Here is a 14,384-nt window from a genome sequence, read left to right as displayed (position 1 = left end):
ACGCCTTCCAGCTTGGAAGGCGTGTGATAGCGCACAAGGTCAAGCCAGCGCTAGGCCCACAATGGCTGCAAACACACAGGTGGCAAGCCCCATCACGCTGAAGACCAGCTCACGTGGGCTGCGGCCACGGGCCCACATCCAGATACCCGACAGGCCCAGCAACACCATGCCGATAGCGAAGCTGTCGGCCAGCAGCACCCACAGCAGGCTGCCGCCAATGGCTTTATGCAGGCGGTTGAATGCGGCTAACGGGGAGTGATGGCTGCGTTTGAGGGTGGCGGTGTCGTTGCCAGGCAGGTATTCCACCGACCACGAATTGCCAGCACTGCCGCCGCTCAAACTCCATTTGGGGGCAGGCTTTCCTTCGCCAGCCCCCGAACCCCCCGGGCCACCCGAACCACCTTTACGGATCAGTTGGGCGTCGAGTTGCTGATGTTGGCGCAGCCACAGGGACAGGTGTTCGGGTGTGCTGCGGGCCTCGGTGGGAATGGCCAGCGTTACCCGTGCAGTTTCGGTGCTATCACCCTGTGGCCAAGCGCCATCGCCGATGCGGTGGTTCATCACCAAGCCGGTAATGCCGTACAGCAGTGCGGCCAGCGCGCCCCATGCGCCAATCCATAAATGCAGCTGACGCACCCAGCGGTAACTGGTGTTGCGGCGTTGGGGTTTATTGATGGTCGTGTGCATGGCGGGCTCAGTAGCGGAAATTCACACTCACCCATACGCTACGCGGCGCGCCGGGGCTGATGTTGTTATTGCTGTTGGCGGTGGCGAAGTAGCGGGTATTGCCGAGGTTTTCGATGTTGAGCTGAAGCTGCAAGCTGGGGTTGAGCGTCCAGAACAGCGCCGCATCGATGCGGGTGAACGCCGGCAGGGTCACTTGGTTGTCCACGCTGGCGAAAATGGCATCGCGATAGATCACACCCAGCCCGGCACCGAAGCGATCGCTAAAGTCATAGCGGTTCCACAACGAGGCCGAATGCCGCGGCAGTTGCGCCAACCGGTTGCCCTTCACTACGGTTGCCGATTGGGTGGTGGTGATGGTGCCGGTTTGATAGGCATACCCACCCATGACCTGCCAGCGGTCGGTGATGCGGCCAGCCAGCCCCAATTCCACGCCTTGGGTGTATTGGCCATCCACCAACAGCATTTTGGTGACATCGGCAGGGTCGGTGATGGCTACATTGCTGCGGTTGAGGCGGTACACCGCCACGCTGGCTTGCAGGTCTTTATGAATGTCCCACTTAGCACCGATTTCGCGGTTGCGAAAGCTCTCTGGCTTCAGCGATGCATTGCTGGCATTGAGCGAGGCCAGTTGATCGCCGGCACGCGGTTGGAATGCATTGCTGAGGCTGGCGTAGAACGACACTGTTGCAAAGGGTTTGTAGATCAGCCCGGCGCGCGGCGACAGCATGCCGTCATTGCTGGTGAACAGTTGGCCGGTGCGGTTGTTGCGCAAGTCCACGCGGAAGTCGTCATAACGCAGACCAATAATGGCCTGCCATTGCGGCGAAAACTCAATCTGGTCTTGCACATACAGCGCGGCGGTTTTGGCCACACCGTGGTTGTCGGCATCGGTTGCACTTTGGCTGAAACTCACGGGCACATTGACATTTGGGTTGCTCACCGGCACCACATTGGTACCCGGCGCAAATGTGCCGGTTTGGCGGAAGTTGTCGGTCACCTGGCGGCCCAACTCCAGCCCAGCCAGCACGGTGTGCGCGCCTTGCGTCCACACCAAATCGGTTTGATTGAACAGATTGCGACGGGTGGTGTCGTTGCGATAGGCCGACAACGTGACGGTGGTGCCTGTGGCATTGACTGCGCCGGGGAATACGTTTTGGTAGTACTTGTCGTAATCGGCCCAGCGCAGATGATTGCGCAGGCTGAGGTGTTCGTTGAAGCGGTGATCCAACACCGCATCAAACGCATTCACATCGGCTTCGGTACGGCTGAGCTTGGGATTGCCGAAAAAGGTGGCAGGATCGGTGGCCACGGGCCGGCCTTGGAACGAAGGCACGCCACGGTCGGCGGTGCGGTCATCGTGGAATTTTTCGTAGCCCAGCACCAAGCGCGTGGCATTGCCGATATCGACATTGAACGTCGGGTTGATGCCATAGCGCTTCAGGAACACGTCATCGCGGAAGCTTTCGGAGTTTTCATACATCGCATTGACGCGAAAACCGGCGGTGTCGCCAAACCCTTGGCCAAAATCCACGGTGCCGCGCCGGCGCAGGCCCGAACCCAGTTGCAGGCTGCCGCTGCGGTGGTTCATGCCGTCGGCCACGCGCGTGACACGGTTGATCACGCCGCCGCTACCGCCACGACCAAAGATCATCGCGCTGGGGCCTTTCAGGGCTTCCACACGGTCGAGGTTGTAGAGGTCACGAAAGTACTGCACGTCATCGCGGATGCCATCCACATAAAAATCACCGGTGGAACTGATGCCGCGCATCACCGGGGTGTCGCGGTTGCCTTCGCCTTGCGCGGTGCCCACGCCAGGCATGTAGCGGAAGGTGTCATTGAGGCTGTTCACGCCTTGGTCGGCGGCCAGCTTGTCGGTCACCACGGTGACCGCTTGCGGCACGTTCAGCAGGGGGGTATCGGTTTTGGTGGCACCCCGGGTGGTGCGCACGTTGTAGTCCGGCAGGTAGCGCTGGCCGACCACGATGACGCCATCCACATCTTTGGCACGGTCACGCTTGCTGGCGTCGTCAACGGTGTCGCCGGCAACGGCGTGGGCGCTCAGGGCTAGGCCGAGGGCCAAGGTCAATGGGGTGCGCAGCAGACGCGGTACGACAAAATGGCAAGCAGGCATGGGGGTCTCATAGGCATGTTGCAGCGCAAAACGCGCCGAGGTTGCGCATGATAATGAGAGTGATTCGCAAATGCAATAATGAAGGAAACTCAGCTGTGCAGCCTAAACCGCAACGTGGTCAGCGGTCGTCGCGGGTATAGACCTTGCCGTCTTCCACCGTGACCGGGAATTTGGCCACCGGCTCATACGCGGGTGCGCACAGGGCTTTGCCATCGCGCACATCAAACTTCGCGCCGTGCAGCACGCATTCCACTTCGCCACTGCTGGCATCAAAATGGCCGGCGGAGAGTTCAAAATCCTCATGCGTGCACTGGTCTTCCAGCGCATACAACATGCCATCCAGATTGAACACGGCGATGGGTGTCCCAGTGATGTCATCGAACGCCACTTTCATCTCGCCGGGCAGCAGCTCGGCGGTGGTGCAGACAAACGTCCAAACGGCACTCACGCGACTGCCTCCGTGCGCAAGTTTTTTTCCAGGACATCAAAGCGCAAATCATCGCGTTTGGGTTGACCAAAACGCGCATCGCCATAGGGGAAGGGTTTGAATGCGCCAGTGCGTTGATAGCCGCGACGTTGATAAAAAGCGATCAGTTCGTCGCGCACATTGATCACGGTCATGCGCATGCTGGGCAACTGCCAATCATCGCGGGCAATGCGCTCGCATTCGGCCAGCACGTGCTTGCCAATGCCGCTGCCTTGCAGTGCAGGTGCCACCGCGAACATGCCGAAATAGCCGGCCCCATCTTCCTCCGCCACGTGGGCGCAGGCCAAGAGCGTGTGGGCGCGTTCCAACACAACGACGAGGCTGCGCGGCCGCTCAAGATCGACGCGTAATACATCCGGGGCAATCCGCTCGCCGTCCAAGAGGTCGGCTTCGGTGGTCCAGCCGGCGCGGCTGGTATCACCACGGTAGGCGCTGGTGACCAGGGTGACCAAGGCCGGAATGTCCTTCAATGTGGCGTAGCGCAATGCGGTATCGGGGGCGGTATTCATTACGAACATGCTAGCGCGTGGCGCAGTCGGGTGACGGAAAATCGCTTTCGGGCAGCGCTAGAAAGACCCAAAACGGTTGCGCATGCTGCTGCCACGCAAGGCTGGCGTCCTCGGCGATATTCAACAGCGTGTCGAAGCTGGCTTCGTCGGTATCGCGCAGGCTGGCAGCATGCGATAGCAGCAAGACATAGCCACGCGCCGGCAACCACGACAGATCCCGCAGCTGGTCGCTTAAGGCATCCCAATTGCGGCCTTGATCGTGCGGCAGGGCGAGGGCATCGGCCAATCGCTGCAACAAGGTTTGCTTACCGTCGCAACCGTGCAGGTCGATACGGCGTAGCAGCAAGGCGGCATCCTGTGCCGAGCTGGCAAGGGTGTCTAGGTCATCTTCGGTGACGAAGAACACGCCAGCTTGTTGCGGGTCGTCCAGATTCAAACAGAAATCGTCGTCGGTCATTGCCTGCGCTCAGTGCACATCAAAGCGGCGGAAACTGGCGTAGTGGTCATCGGTGTAATACCACTCGCGTGGGGGCGTGCCGCCAGTGATGATGCGGCGGGTGCCGCGGTTGCGTGCGCCGGGGGTGGCTACCGTGTATTCGTGATACCAGCCGCGTGGTTGCCGCGGCAAGTGGCCTTCAAAATTGCCAAACACGCCGTCGTCTTGCCGGTGCGGATAGGGGCCACCACGTTGAATCAGCGCGATGGTTTGGCGTGCTTCAGCCGGCAGATAAGCGGGCAGCCCGGTGGTGGCAGTGCTTGCGGCTGTAGGCGATGCGGGCGGTGCTGCAGCCGGCGATGGCAATGCGAGGGGTTCGGCGGCAGGCGCGTGGCGACTGCTTGATGCTGGGGCTTCGACCGTGGCGGGCACCGTGGCGGGGCGATGCTGCATCCACCAGAACCCACCCAGCGCAAACAGCAGCAAGAAAAACGCCAACGGATTGCGCATGCGGGTAGGGGCCTTCAAAACGGACGAATGTGGAAGGGGGGGTGTTCGTTCAATTTACCGTCGGGTTCTAAAATGGCAAATACTTTGCGGTCGCCATCAAAAATGACCGGGATGGAGTCTTTGAACAAGGGTTTGCGAATGAACTTCAGTTCCCAGCCAAAGCGCTCCAGCCCGGCAAGGGTGTCCATTTGTGCTTCGTTAAGCTCGCGTCGCAGTGTGCGGCTGAGCTGGTGCACCGTGCTGCGGCGTTCGGCAGTCGGCATATTGCCCCCGTTGCGGTGATTGGCACGGGCGCAGAATGCGCCTGGACCTTTCGGCATGCAACTGGGGTGGTTTGCTGAGGAGTATCACGCGCCGGTGCGGTGTGTTCAGGGCGCAGTGTCCAGCCGTAGCACGGGGTAGCGGTTGTAGTTGCGATCCCACGCCGGGTGCCGGCGGGCGAAAAAGTCCAAGCGCGCCATCGGATTCTTGGCAAATGCGGGGTCGTCCTTGAGCTTTTTATCGAACTCGGCCTTCAGCGCCGGGTCTTTAGCCAGCATCAAACGTGCTTGTTCTTCGGCCACGTAGGCTTCCATGTATTCCTTGCGCTCAAAGCTGTTGTTGAACGCGCCCCACGCGGCCAGCGAGTCAGGTGCCTGCGGTTCCAGAATATTCATCAGCAAGCGTGCTTTGGCTTGGGCGATGGGAACGAACAACGCGCCGGCGGCCAGGTCCGCACTGGCATTTTCCCAACTGCCTTTGAGGGTAGCGCGTTGGTGGCCTTCGACCGGTGTGGGGGTGAACTTCACGTCTTCGGCCATAAACACTTGCACGGCGGCCTTAGCGACGGGTTGCTCTAAGCTGCGGAATGCAATGCCGTGCACACGCAGTTTGGTGGCCACTTCGGCGGCGTATTCGGATGGCACCACATAGCCGGCCTTGGGTGCATCCACACTGAGGCCGGGCACGATGGTGTCACGCAGCGGCAGCATCCACACCTGTGGGGTGCGTTCGTCGTACGCCACCATGTCGCTGCCAGAAATATCCGACGGTTTGCGGCTGTAGGCATAGCCCTGGAAGGCGATGATGCGTTTGGCCTCGGTGGTCTGATACTCCAACGGCACCGGCTGCCCACCCAGTTGCGCGGCGCGGGCATCGGCGTCCAGCGCGATTTGCCGCCATTGCGCACCGTGTTGCGCAACCAATTGCAAGGTGTCCAAGACCGCGTTGTAGGTGGCGCGCACGCGCTGGGGGTAGGTCTTCCACGAATGCGTTTCGATCAACATCACCAGTCGGTTGCGCAGCGGGAAATAACCGCTAGAAAACCGCGGCGTGTAGGCGGTTTCCACAAAGCCCGAGCTTGGGTCGTCATAGCCGGCAAAACTGGGGTAAAAATCCACCGGCAGCGAGCCTTGGGTTTTGAGTTGTTCGATGATGCCGTCGCGCAGCGCGTGGCCGGCACTGCGCAGTACTGGATCGCCCACATTGACCGGGTCGCCGGTCACCGAAATATCGTGCTGAAACTTGGCCCCATCGGTGACATGCAGATCCAGCGTGGCCAGGGGATCCCATTGGTTGATCAGGCCCAGCATCGCCTGCATTTCTGGTGCATCGGCTTTTACATAATCACGGTTGAGGTTGTAGCGCTGCGCGGTGACACGAAAGCCCATCTCGGCGGGCCCGCGCTGATTGGGGCGGTTCCAGGCTTTGAAGTTTTCATGCCCATCGACATTAAACACCGGCACGAACAGCAGCACCTGTTTATCCAGCAGGCCCTTGCCTACTTTGCCTTGCAGCAAGTCGCGTACCAATCCGAAACCGGCGTCTTTGCCGTCGATCTCACCGGCATGAATGCCACCTTGTGCCAGCACCACCGGCAGACCTTTGGCGCGGGCTTCTTCGGCAGTCAGTGCACCACTGGTGGACACCGCCAGTGCCTTCATTGGCCGGCCTTGTGGGCTGGTGCCAAAATCGAAGCAGCGCACCGCTTTTGGGTAGGACTGCTGGTACGCATCGCATAGCGCGATGACTTCATCGTAGCGGCCGGTTTGCTTGTAGCCACTGCGCTCGGCCACGGTGGACAGGTTGGGTTTGGCTGCCATCGCAACCGACGTGGTGGCGGCAAACAAGGCAAGGGCAAGCAGACTGCGGCGCATGGGGTGTCTCCTAGACAAGCGGTCGATAGTAACCAACGCAGCGTGCGCGGTGGCCTGCACAAAGTCATGCCCGAGCGATGCCGCCTGCATGCGAAGATGCGTCATTATCCCAAGGAGTGATCAATGAACACCACGCTGTACTACTCACCGGGTTCGGCCAGCTTGCTGGTGCATTGGTTGTTGATCGAGCTGGAGCTGCCGCATGCGTTGCAGTTGGTGGACACTGCATCCAAGGCACAGAAAACCCCCGAATACTTGGCGCTGAACCCCAATGGCGTGGTGCCGACATTGGTGATTGACGGCAAGCCGCAATACGAGGCCGCGGCCTTGGCGCTGTTGCTGGCCGAGCGCCACCCGCAAAAAGGGTTGGCCCCCGCGCTAGATGACCCACGTCGTGCTGATTTTTTGCAGTGGATGTTCACGTTGGCCAATGAAGTGCAACCGTTGTTTCGGCAGTGGTGGTACCCAGGCGAACCTGCGGGTGAAGCACAGGCCGAGGCCGTGCGCGCGCATTGCGCGCCGCGCGTGGAGACACACTGGCAGCGCATCGACACACATCTGGCCAAGGCCGGCCCTTACTTGCTGGGTGACAGCCTCAGCGTGGCTGATTTTTACCTGACCATGCTGATGCGCTGGTCGCGCGGCACCCCCAAGCCCGCCACCGAATGGCCGCAGCTGGCGGCGTTGGCGCAACGGATGAAAGCGCGGCCGTCGTTCGCCACGTTGTATGCAGCAGAAGGCTTGACCGAATGGGCATGACCGCCATGGCGGGGCTGCCGCGCCAGATCCCTTTCATCATCGGCAACGAAGCCTGCGAGCGGTTCAGCTTTTACGGGATGCGCAACATCCTGGTGCAGTTTTTGGTCAGCAGCGTGATCTTGGCCTATGTGCCCGAGGCCGAACGCCAAGGCGTGGCCAAGGATGTGTTTCATAGCTTTGTGATCGGCGTGTATTTTTTCCCGCTGTTGGGCGGTTGGTTGTCCGACCGCTACTTTGGCAAGTACAACACAGTGCTGTGGTTCTCGCTGATTTACTGCGCCGGCCACGCCTGTTTGGCCTTGTTTGAAAACGACAAAACCGGGTTTTATACCGGCCTGTTTTTGATCGCGTTGGGTAGCGGTGGCATCAAGCCTTTGGTGGTGAGTTTTTGCGGTGACCAATTCACCAGCGCCAATAAACATCTGGCCAAAATCGTATTCGATGCGTTCTATTGGACGATCAACTTTGGCAGCTTTTTTGCCTCGTTGTTGATGCCGCTGTTCTTGCGCAATTTTGGCCCAGCGGTGGCGTTTGGTATCCCCGGCGTGTTGATGTTCATCGCCACCATCCTCTTCTGGCTGGGCCGTAAGCAATACGTGCGGGTGCCGCCCACCCGTGGTGAAGACCCGCATGCGTTTTTCCATGTGGCCCGCACCGCATTGACCACCGCGGTGGCCGGTCAAGGCCGGCCGGGCTTGCTGGTGGCCGGCGTGGGGGCCGCGTTGGCGGTCATGCTGTTGACCTGCTGGGCGTTGCATACGTGGCTGGGTGTGGAGATTGGCCTGTGGCCAGAGGGCTTTCACTTTGTGATCACCGCCTGTTTGGCGCTGGGTGTGCTGATCGCGTTTGGTGGTGTGGGCGTATCGATGCAATTGGAGCGCGCGCGTGGGCAGCACCCGGATGCTGCGGTGGATAGCGTGCGTGCGGTGTTGCGCATCCTGATCGTGTTCGCATTGACCACGCCGTTCTGGTCGTTGTTTGATCAAAAGGCCAGCACCTGGGTAATACAGGGCAAGGCGATGGATGTCCCGCATGCGCTGTGGTGGTGGCCCAGTTGGCTGGTCAAAGAAGCCGGGCAAATGCAGGCACTCAACCCGCTGCTGATCATGCTGCTGATCCCATTCAACAATGTCGTGTTGTATCCGGCGCTGCGCAAGCTGGGGCTTGAGCCCACCGCGTTGCGCAGAATGGGCTGGGGCATCGTGTTTTCAGGTGTGGCTTGGGTCATCGCCGGGCTGATCCAGCTCAAGATCGACAGTGGCGCGCAGACCTCATTGGCCTTGCAAACGTGGCCGTATTTGCTGCTGACCTTTGGCGAGGTGCTTGTCTCGGCTACCGCGCTGGAGTTTGCCTACAGCCAAGCCACCGGGTCGATGAAGGGCGTGATCATGGCATTTTGGTACCTGACCAGTACCTTTGGCAGCCTGTGGGTTTTGCTGACCAATGTGGCCGTGCGCAACCCTGCGGTGACCGCGCAGATCGCCACCACCGGCTATAGCGAAAACGCGGTGCTGATGTTCTTTTTTGCCGGTTTTGCCTTTGTTGCGGCCTTGGCATTTGCCGCCTATGCCCGCAGCTACCCCATGCAAGACCACTATCGGGCTGCTTAAGCAATGCATATCTCGTTGACCTTGGTTTTGATTGCCGTCACCGTGTTGGTGAGCTGGCGCGCGTTCACCGATCAGCGCCTGCTGGGGCGCTTGATCCTGTGGCCACCGGCGGTGCAGCGCAACCGCCAATACGACCGCCTGTTGACCTATGGCTTCGTACACGCAGACTGGATGCATCTTGCCTTCAACATGATCACGCTTTGGTCTTTTGGCAGCGCCGTGGAGCAGGTGTTTTCTGCGTGGATCACGCCGTTGGGGTTTGTGTTGTTTTATCTATCGGCGATTGTGGTCTCGATCTTGCCTACCTTCCTCAAACACCAGCGTGATGCCAATTACCGCAGCTTGGGGGCATCGGGTGGGGTGGCGGCGGTGCTGTTTGCCGCGATCTTGTTTGACCCGTGGACGAAGCTGATCATTTTCCCTATTCCGCTGCCCATCCCGGCGTTCTTGTTCGCCATTTTGTACGTGGGTTACAGCGTGTGGATGGACCAGCGTGGCGGTGACAACGTCAATCACAGCGCGCATCTATGGGGCGCTGCGTATGGTGTGTTGTTCACTGTGTTGTTGCAGCCGGCAATTCTCAGCCACTTTACACGTAGTCTGTTGGGATAAAGCACAGCAGCAGGAGCTAGCAGCATGACCGATATTCATCACGACGCAGTCGCGCATCGTTTCATTACCGAAGCGGACGGCCACACCGCCTATGTCGAATACGAGACAGGCGATGGCCATATCGTCATCACCCATACCATCGTACCCAGTGAAATTGGCGGGCGCGGGATCGCCGCCGCCTTGGTGCGCACCGCCTTGGAGTACGCACGCGCGCACGCACTGCATGTGGACCCGCAGTGCTCGTATGCCGATGTGTGGATGCGCCGGCATCCGGAGTTTGAACCGCTGCGGCGTGCTTGAGCGCGCCTATGTGGCGGGGTAATTGACCTCGACGATGACAAAGCGCGCGACCCCGCTGGGGAGTTGCGCCTCGATTTCATCGTCGATGCGTTTTTTCAGCAGCATGCGTGCCAGTGGCGCATCGATGCTGATCCAGCCGCGTTTGGCGTCGGTTTCGTCCGGGCCCACGATGCGGTAGCGCACCGCCGCGCCGCTGGCCACGTTTTCCAAGTCCACAAGCGCACCAAAAAACACCGCCTCGCGGTCAGCGGGGGCGGTGTCCACCACCTGCAAGACCTCCAGCCGTTTGCTGAGATAGCGCACCCGGCGGTCGATGTCGCCCAATTGTTTTTTGCGGTAGGTGTATTCCGCATTCTCCGAGCGGTCGCCCTCGGCGGCGGCTGCGGCCAACGCCTTCACCACCTCGGGCCGACGCAGCCGCCACAAGTCGTCCAGCTCCACTTTCAGGCGGTCGTGGCCCTCGCGGGTAATCAGTGCCGTGCTTTTTTCGGCAGGCGGTCGCCAGCGGCCCATACAGCTTATTTGCGGGTCAAGGTGTAGTTCAGCGGGCTGTCAACCGGTTTGCCTTCGCGGTCCAGCATGCGCAGTTGGGTGGGTGAGAGCACTTCGTAATAGCCGTCGTACTCGTCCTTGTTGGTGGGGCGCAGGTGCACGGTCTTGCCGTCACTTTCCAAGGTATAGCCACCTTCCGAGACAAAGCTGCTGTGGTCCTTGTCCTGATAGATCTGAGTCAGGGTGTATTTGCCATCGGCGGTGAGCAGCAAACGGGTATCCATACCTTCGCAGTCAGCACAGGGCAGCATGCCGGAATAGGTACCGGCCACCGTCGTTGCTGCGGCGGGCGTGGCTGGCTGGGTGACGAGTGCCGGTGCCGTGACGGGTGCGGCGGTTTGCGGTTTGCAGGCGGCAAGGCCAAAACAGGTGAGCAGAGCGATGACAAAAATGCTTGATTTCATGATGTGGGGCCTGATGTTGAAGCGTGATGTTGGAGTGCTGTGGCGCAACGTCGATCAATCAACGCTTGCCGCCGAACATGCCACCCAGCAGGCCACGCAAAATCTGTCGTCCCACTTGGCTACCCACCGTGCGCGCCGTTTGTTTGGCCATGGACTCAATCATGCCCTGCCGACGTTTGGTGCCAAATAGCGCATCTTTCACCGCATCCCCAAAACCATGGCTGTTATCCGTTTGGTCTTGCGCGGGTGTTTGTGCTTGTGGAGCTTGCGCTTGCTCGGCTTTGGCATTGGCTTTTTTGGCCAGTATTTCTGCCGCTGATTCGCGGTCGATGAGGGTGTCATATTTGCCGCCGATGGGGCTGGCGGCGCGGACCTGTGCGCGCTCGGCATCGGTGATTGCGCCCATGCGGCAACGTGGCGGGGCAATCAGGGTTTTTTCCACTGGCATGGGCACGCCTTTGTCCAGCAGCATCGAGGTCAAGGCCTCGCCCACACCCAGTTGGCCGATGGCTTCCGCCACGTTCAAGTGCGGATTACTGACGAAGGTTTCGGCTGCCGTTTTCACCGCTTTTTGGTCGCGTGGGGTGAACGCACGCAAGGCGTGCTGCACGCGGTTGCCCATCTGGCCGAGGATCTCATCGGGAATGTCATCGGGGAATTGCGAGCAGAAATACACCCCCACACCCTTGGAGCGAATCAGCCGCACCACTTGTTCGATGCGCTGGCGCAGGGCAGGCGGTGCGTCATCGAACAATAGATGTGCTTCGTCAAACACAAACACCAATTTGGGTTTGTCCAGATCGCCCACTTCCGGCAGGGTTTCAAATAGTTCCGACAACAGCCACAGCAAGAAGCTGGAATACAACTTGGGCTTCAAAATCAATTGATTGGCGGCCAAGATGTTGACCACGCCGCGACCGTCGTAATTGACCCGCATCAAATCAGCCAGCGCCAGCGCAGGCTCGCCGAAAAACATCTGTGCGCCTTCTTGCTCCAGCCGCAGCAGTGCGCGTTGAATTGCACCGATCGACTGCGCGCTGACCAGCCCGTAACGTGTACTGATGTCTTGGCGTTCTTCGGCAATCAGGCCCAGCAGCGCGCGGAAGTCTTGCAAGTCCAGTAGCAGCAAGCCGCGGTCATCGGCCAGCTTGAACAAAATATCCAGCACGCCGGCTTGGGTGTCGTTGAGTTCCAGGATGCGGCCCAGCAGGGTGGGACCCATTTCGCTGACGGTGGTGCGAATGGGGTGCCCATCCTTGCCCCACAAATCCCAAAACACCACCGGTGCGGCTTCGTTTTTGTAATCGGTAATGCCCAATTGGGTGATGCGGGCCTGGAGTTTGTCGCTCAAGCTGCCAGCGATTGCCAACCCGGACACATCGCCTTTCACATCGGCCATGAATACCGGTACCCCCAACCGCGAGAACCCTTCGGCCAAGGTCATCAAGGTGACGGTCTTGCCGGTACCAGTGGCACCCGCCACTAGGCCGTGACGGTTGCCGTAGTGGGGCAGCAACACAACATTGCCGCTGGTTTCGGTGGTGATGGCTTTGCCGACGAGGATGGGGTCCATGTCAATCCGTAGCGATGAATGCGAATAAGGATTCTATAGCGATGCTGAGCACAACATGACGCATAGTGAATGCAAGGTGGTTGCCCGGTAACGCCGAACGCGGCTAACCTGCCACCCCGTATTGCGCGTATTTGCCTGATGTCCATTCGCACCAATCCCTTGCTTGCTGCCGCCATTGCCACCGCGTTGTTGGCGTCGTATTCCACCGCATTTGCTGCTGCCGACACCAAAAAGCAAGATGTCGCAGCGATGGCGCAACTACAGCAGCGCATGGATAACGCAGAAAAGCATTATCGCGATGCCATGCTGGCCGATGATGAGCAAGCCGCTGCCAATGCCACCACGGCAGCATTGGCAGAAATGAAGGCAGTAGTAGATGCCTGCACCAAGCAGCGTGGCTGTGCAGTGGACACCATGTTGACCACCTACGAGCGCCTGCTGAAAGCAACGCCGCAGTTTGATGATGGCATGCCCAGTGGTGATGAAGACCCGATTGACGAGCGAGATTTTGCTGCGGCCAACGTGCCAGATACCGCCAATGCCGCATCCTTGCTTAGCGAAGACGGCCAGCAGTTCGTCAAGATGGTGCAGTTCAACCCGGCGGTGCAGGCGGGTATCCGCCGCTGGTTGACCGACATGCGCCCCTCGTTGATGGACAGCTACGAAAATTATCGCTACATGCAAGCGCTGATGGCACCTGCATTCAAACGCCACGGCCTGCCCGAAGCCTTGTTATTTGGGATCATGGCCAAAGAGTCCAATGGCAAGGTGCATGTGGGTTCACGCGCCGGTGCGGTGGGGCCGCTGCAATTTATGCCGGCCACCGGGCGGCGCTTTGGCTTGGGCAATGACGGCAGTGGGTTTGATACCCGCTACGACCCTGCCGCCTCCGCCGATGCCGCCGCGCAATATCTGAGCGAGCGTATGGCTCAGCTCAATAACAGTATCGAGTTGTCGCTGGCTGGCTACAACGGCGGCGAAGGTCGTGCGCTGCGTGTGTTTCGCGATACCGGCGGGCGCAGTTTTTGGGATGCCGATGTCTATAACCAATTTCCGGCTGAAACCAAAGATTACGTGCCCATGGTGATCGCCGCCGCGTGGTTGTTTTTGCATCCCAAGGAATACGGCATCCGCTGGCCCAGCGTCAGCACCCGCCAAGCCAGCATCAACCTGTCGCAGCCAACATCGTTATATGAGCTGACCATTTGCTTGGGCAATTGGGGCTCACGCGATGGCTATCTGCGCGCACTGCGCAACCTCAACCCACGTTGGTCGCCCGACGAAATGTTACCCGCCGGCACCGCGCTGAATGCCACCTTCCGCATCAGCTGGCTGTATCGCTTCAACTGCCGTGGCCAGCGCATGGCCTTGGCCAAACAATTGATGACCAGCACCGTGCAATCGGCGGTGGTGCGAGTGGGTGACCCTACACCAGCGGGGGGGACGCAAGTGGCCGCGACCACGCCATCAGTGGCTCCGGTTGCAGCGCCCGAACGTAAACCTGTCAAGCCCGTCAAAACCAAGAGCTACACGGTCAGGCGCGGCGACACCATGGGTGAGATCGTACACAAATTTGATTGCGACATCGGCGATTTGGCTAAGGCCAACAAGTTGAAGAAGCCCAAATACGCGTTGAAGCCGGGACAGAGTTTGAAATTGGTGGGGTGCGGTGGGTAACC

Annotated in this window: 16 protein-coding genes; 5 read left to right on the top strand and 11 right to left on the bottom strand. The window is 59.8% G+C overall.

Features of this window, described 5'->3' with window-relative positions:
- Positions 1 to 39: 39 nt before the first annotated feature.
- From PK789_RS07285 to PK789_RS07250, 8 genes are all read right to left on the bottom strand, one after another.
- Positions 40 to 687, bottom strand: coding sequence for a PepSY-associated TM helix domain-containing protein (locus PK789_RS07285; protein ID WP_324308091.1), 648 nt, complete (start codon positions 685 to 687; stop codon positions 40 to 42).
- A gap of 7 nt (positions 688 to 694) precedes the next feature.
- On the bottom strand, positions 695 to 2,818 hold the full coding sequence (locus PK789_RS07280) for a TonB-dependent receptor (RefSeq protein ID WP_324308089.1): 2,124 nt from the start codon (positions 2,816 to 2,818) through the stop codon (positions 695 to 697).
- A gap of 118 nt (positions 2,819 to 2,936) precedes the next feature.
- A complete protein-coding gene (locus PK789_RS07275; RefSeq protein ID WP_324308087.1) occupies positions 2,937 to 3,266 on the bottom strand; it encodes a non-heme iron oxygenase ferredoxin subunit in 330 nt (109 codons plus the stop codon).
- Positions 3,263 to 3,814: a GNAT family N-acetyltransferase gene (locus tag PK789_RS07270; RefSeq protein WP_324308085.1), complete on the bottom strand. Its 552-nt coding sequence runs from the start codon at positions 3,812 to 3,814 to the stop codon at positions 3,263 to 3,265. Before PK789_RS07270 ends, PK789_RS07275 begins: the two co-directional genes overlap by 4 nt.
- A 10-nt stretch (positions 3,815 to 3,824) precedes the next feature.
- The gene (locus PK789_RS07265; protein ID WP_324308083.1) at positions 3,825 to 4,271 is read right to left on the bottom strand and encodes a barstar family protein; all 447 of its coding nucleotides are present in this window, start codon (positions 4,269 to 4,271) and stop codon (positions 3,825 to 3,827) included.
- Between the two features lie 9 nt (positions 4,272 to 4,280).
- Positions 4,281 to 4,760 carry a guanyl-specific ribonuclease gene (locus tag PK789_RS07260; RefSeq protein WP_324308082.1) on the bottom strand — a complete coding sequence of 160 codons (480 nt, stop codon included), beginning with the start codon at positions 4,758 to 4,760 and terminating at the stop codon, positions 4,281 to 4,283.
- Positions 4,761 to 4,774: 14 nt separating this feature from the next.
- The gene (locus PK789_RS07255; RefSeq protein ID WP_324308081.1) at positions 4,775 to 5,023 is read right to left on the bottom strand and encodes a hypothetical protein; all 249 of its coding nucleotides are present in this window, start codon (positions 5,021 to 5,023) and stop codon (positions 4,775 to 4,777) included.
- 105 nt (positions 5,024 to 5,128) lie between these two features.
- Positions 5,129 to 6,895: a M14 family metallopeptidase gene (locus PK789_RS07250; protein WP_324308097.1), complete on the bottom strand. Its 1,767-nt coding sequence runs from the start codon at positions 6,893 to 6,895 to the stop codon at positions 5,129 to 5,131.
- 123 nt (positions 6,896 to 7,018) lie between these two features.
- Between PK789_RS07250 and PK789_RS07245 the strand changes: the two genes are divergently transcribed.
- From PK789_RS07245 to PK789_RS07230, 4 genes are read left to right on the top strand one after another with little or no spacing between them, the layout of a single operon-like run.
- The gene (locus PK789_RS07245) at positions 7,019 to 7,654 is read left to right on the top strand and encodes a glutathione S-transferase family protein (protein WP_324308078.1); all 636 of its coding nucleotides are present in this window, start codon (positions 7,019 to 7,021) and stop codon (positions 7,652 to 7,654) included.
- Positions 7,645 to 9,264, top strand: coding sequence for a POT-type proton-dependent oligopeptide transporter (locus tag PK789_RS07240; protein WP_324308076.1), 1,620 nt, complete (start codon positions 7,645 to 7,647; stop codon positions 9,262 to 9,264). Before PK789_RS07245 ends, PK789_RS07240 begins: the two co-directional genes overlap by 10 nt.
- A gap of 3 nt (positions 9,265 to 9,267) precedes the next feature.
- A complete protein-coding gene (locus PK789_RS07235; RefSeq protein ID WP_324308074.1) occupies positions 9,268 to 9,876 on the top strand; it encodes a rhomboid family intramembrane serine protease in 609 nt (202 codons plus the stop codon).
- Positions 9,877 to 9,900: 24 nt separating this feature from the next.
- Complete coding sequence (locus PK789_RS07230; RefSeq protein WP_324308073.1) at positions 9,901 to 10,176, top strand: GNAT family N-acetyltransferase; 276 nt, start codon at positions 9,901 to 9,903, stop codon at positions 10,174 to 10,176.
- Between the two features lie 6 nt (positions 10,177 to 10,182).
- Here PK789_RS07230 and greB read toward each other — a convergent pair whose 3' ends face one another.
- The 3 genes from greB to PK789_RS07215 are packed head-to-tail and all read right to left on the bottom strand — an operon-like array spanning position 10,183 to position 12,705.
- Positions 10,183 to 10,689, bottom strand: coding sequence for a transcription elongation factor GreB (gene greB, locus PK789_RS07225; protein WP_324308071.1), 507 nt, complete (start codon positions 10,687 to 10,689; stop codon positions 10,183 to 10,185).
- 5 nt (positions 10,690 to 10,694) lie between these two features.
- Positions 10,695 to 11,132, bottom strand: coding sequence for a copper resistance protein NlpE (locus PK789_RS07220; RefSeq protein WP_324308069.1), 438 nt, complete (start codon positions 11,130 to 11,132; stop codon positions 10,695 to 10,697).
- Between the two features lie 58 nt (positions 11,133 to 11,190).
- Positions 11,191 to 12,705, bottom strand: a complete 1,515-nt coding sequence (locus PK789_RS07215; protein WP_324308068.1) for a helicase HerA-like domain-containing protein — start codon at positions 12,703 to 12,705, stop codon at positions 11,191 to 11,193.
- Positions 12,706 to 12,843: 138 nt separating this feature from the next.
- Between PK789_RS07215 and PK789_RS07210 the strand changes: the two genes are divergently transcribed.
- Positions 12,844 to 14,382 carry a transglycosylase SLT domain-containing protein gene (locus PK789_RS07210; protein WP_503011919.1) on the top strand — a complete coding sequence of 513 codons (1,539 nt, stop codon included), beginning with the start codon at positions 12,844 to 12,846 and terminating at the stop codon, positions 14,380 to 14,382.
- Positions 14,383 to 14,384: the final 2 nt, after the last annotated feature.

The sequence above is a fragment of the Thermomonas sp. genome (genome assembly GCF_035369645.1).
Taxonomy (GTDB): domain Bacteria; phylum Pseudomonadota; class Gammaproteobacteria; order Xanthomonadales; family Xanthomonadaceae; genus Thermomonas.
Note: the sequence above shows the minus strand (reverse complement) of the source record. Positions and strands in the feature narration are given on the sequence as shown.

Bases quoted from the DNA above. Each gene is read 5' to 3' on its own strand.
- PK789_RS07240 (WP_324308076.1), top strand. From the start codon at position 7,645: ATGGGCATGACCGCCATGGCGGGGCTGCCGCGCCAGATCCCTTTCATC.
- PK789_RS07260 (WP_324308082.1), bottom strand. From the start codon at position 4,760: ATGCGCAATCCGTTGGCGTTTTTCTTGCTGCTGTTTGCGCTGGGTGGG.
- greB (WP_324308071.1), bottom strand. From the start codon at position 10,689: ATGGGCCGCTGGCGACCGCCTGCCGAAAAAAGCACGGCACTGATTACC.
- PK789_RS07265 (WP_324308083.1), bottom strand. From the start codon at position 4,271: ATGACCGACGACGATTTCTGTTTGAATCTGGACGACCCGCAACAAGCT.
- PK789_RS07280 (WP_324308089.1), bottom strand. From the start codon at position 2,818: ATGCCTGCTTGCCATTTTGTCGTACCGCGTCTGCTGCGCACCCCATTG.
- PK789_RS07255 (WP_324308081.1), bottom strand. From the start codon at position 5,023: ATGCCGACTGCCGAACGCCGCAGCACGGTGCACCAGCTCAGCCGCACA.
- PK789_RS07235 (WP_324308074.1), top strand. From the start codon at position 9,268: ATGCATATCTCGTTGACCTTGGTTTTGATTGCCGTCACCGTGTTGGTG.
- PK789_RS07220 (WP_324308069.1), bottom strand. From the start codon at position 11,132: ATGAAATCAAGCATTTTTGTCATCGCTCTGCTCACCTGTTTTGGCCTT.
- PK789_RS07285 (WP_324308091.1), bottom strand. From the start codon at position 687: ATGCACACGACCATCAATAAACCCCAACGCCGCAACACCAGTTACCGC.
- PK789_RS07250 (WP_324308097.1), bottom strand. From the start codon at position 6,895: ATGCGCCGCAGTCTGCTTGCCCTTGCCTTGTTTGCCGCCACCACGTCG.
- PK789_RS07210 (WP_503011919.1), top strand. From the start codon at position 12,844: ATGTCCATTCGCACCAATCCCTTGCTTGCTGCCGCCATTGCCACCGCG.
- PK789_RS07270 (WP_324308085.1), bottom strand. From the start codon at position 3,814: ATGAATACCGCCCCCGATACCGCATTGCGCTACGCCACATTGAAGGAC.
- PK789_RS07230 (WP_324308073.1), top strand. From the start codon at position 9,901: ATGACCGATATTCATCACGACGCAGTCGCGCATCGTTTCATTACCGAA.
- PK789_RS07245 (WP_324308078.1), top strand. From the start codon at position 7,019: ATGAACACCACGCTGTACTACTCACCGGGTTCGGCCAGCTTGCTGGTG.
- PK789_RS07215 (WP_324308068.1), bottom strand. From the start codon at position 12,705: ATGGACCCCATCCTCGTCGGCAAAGCCATCACCACCGAAACCAGCGGC.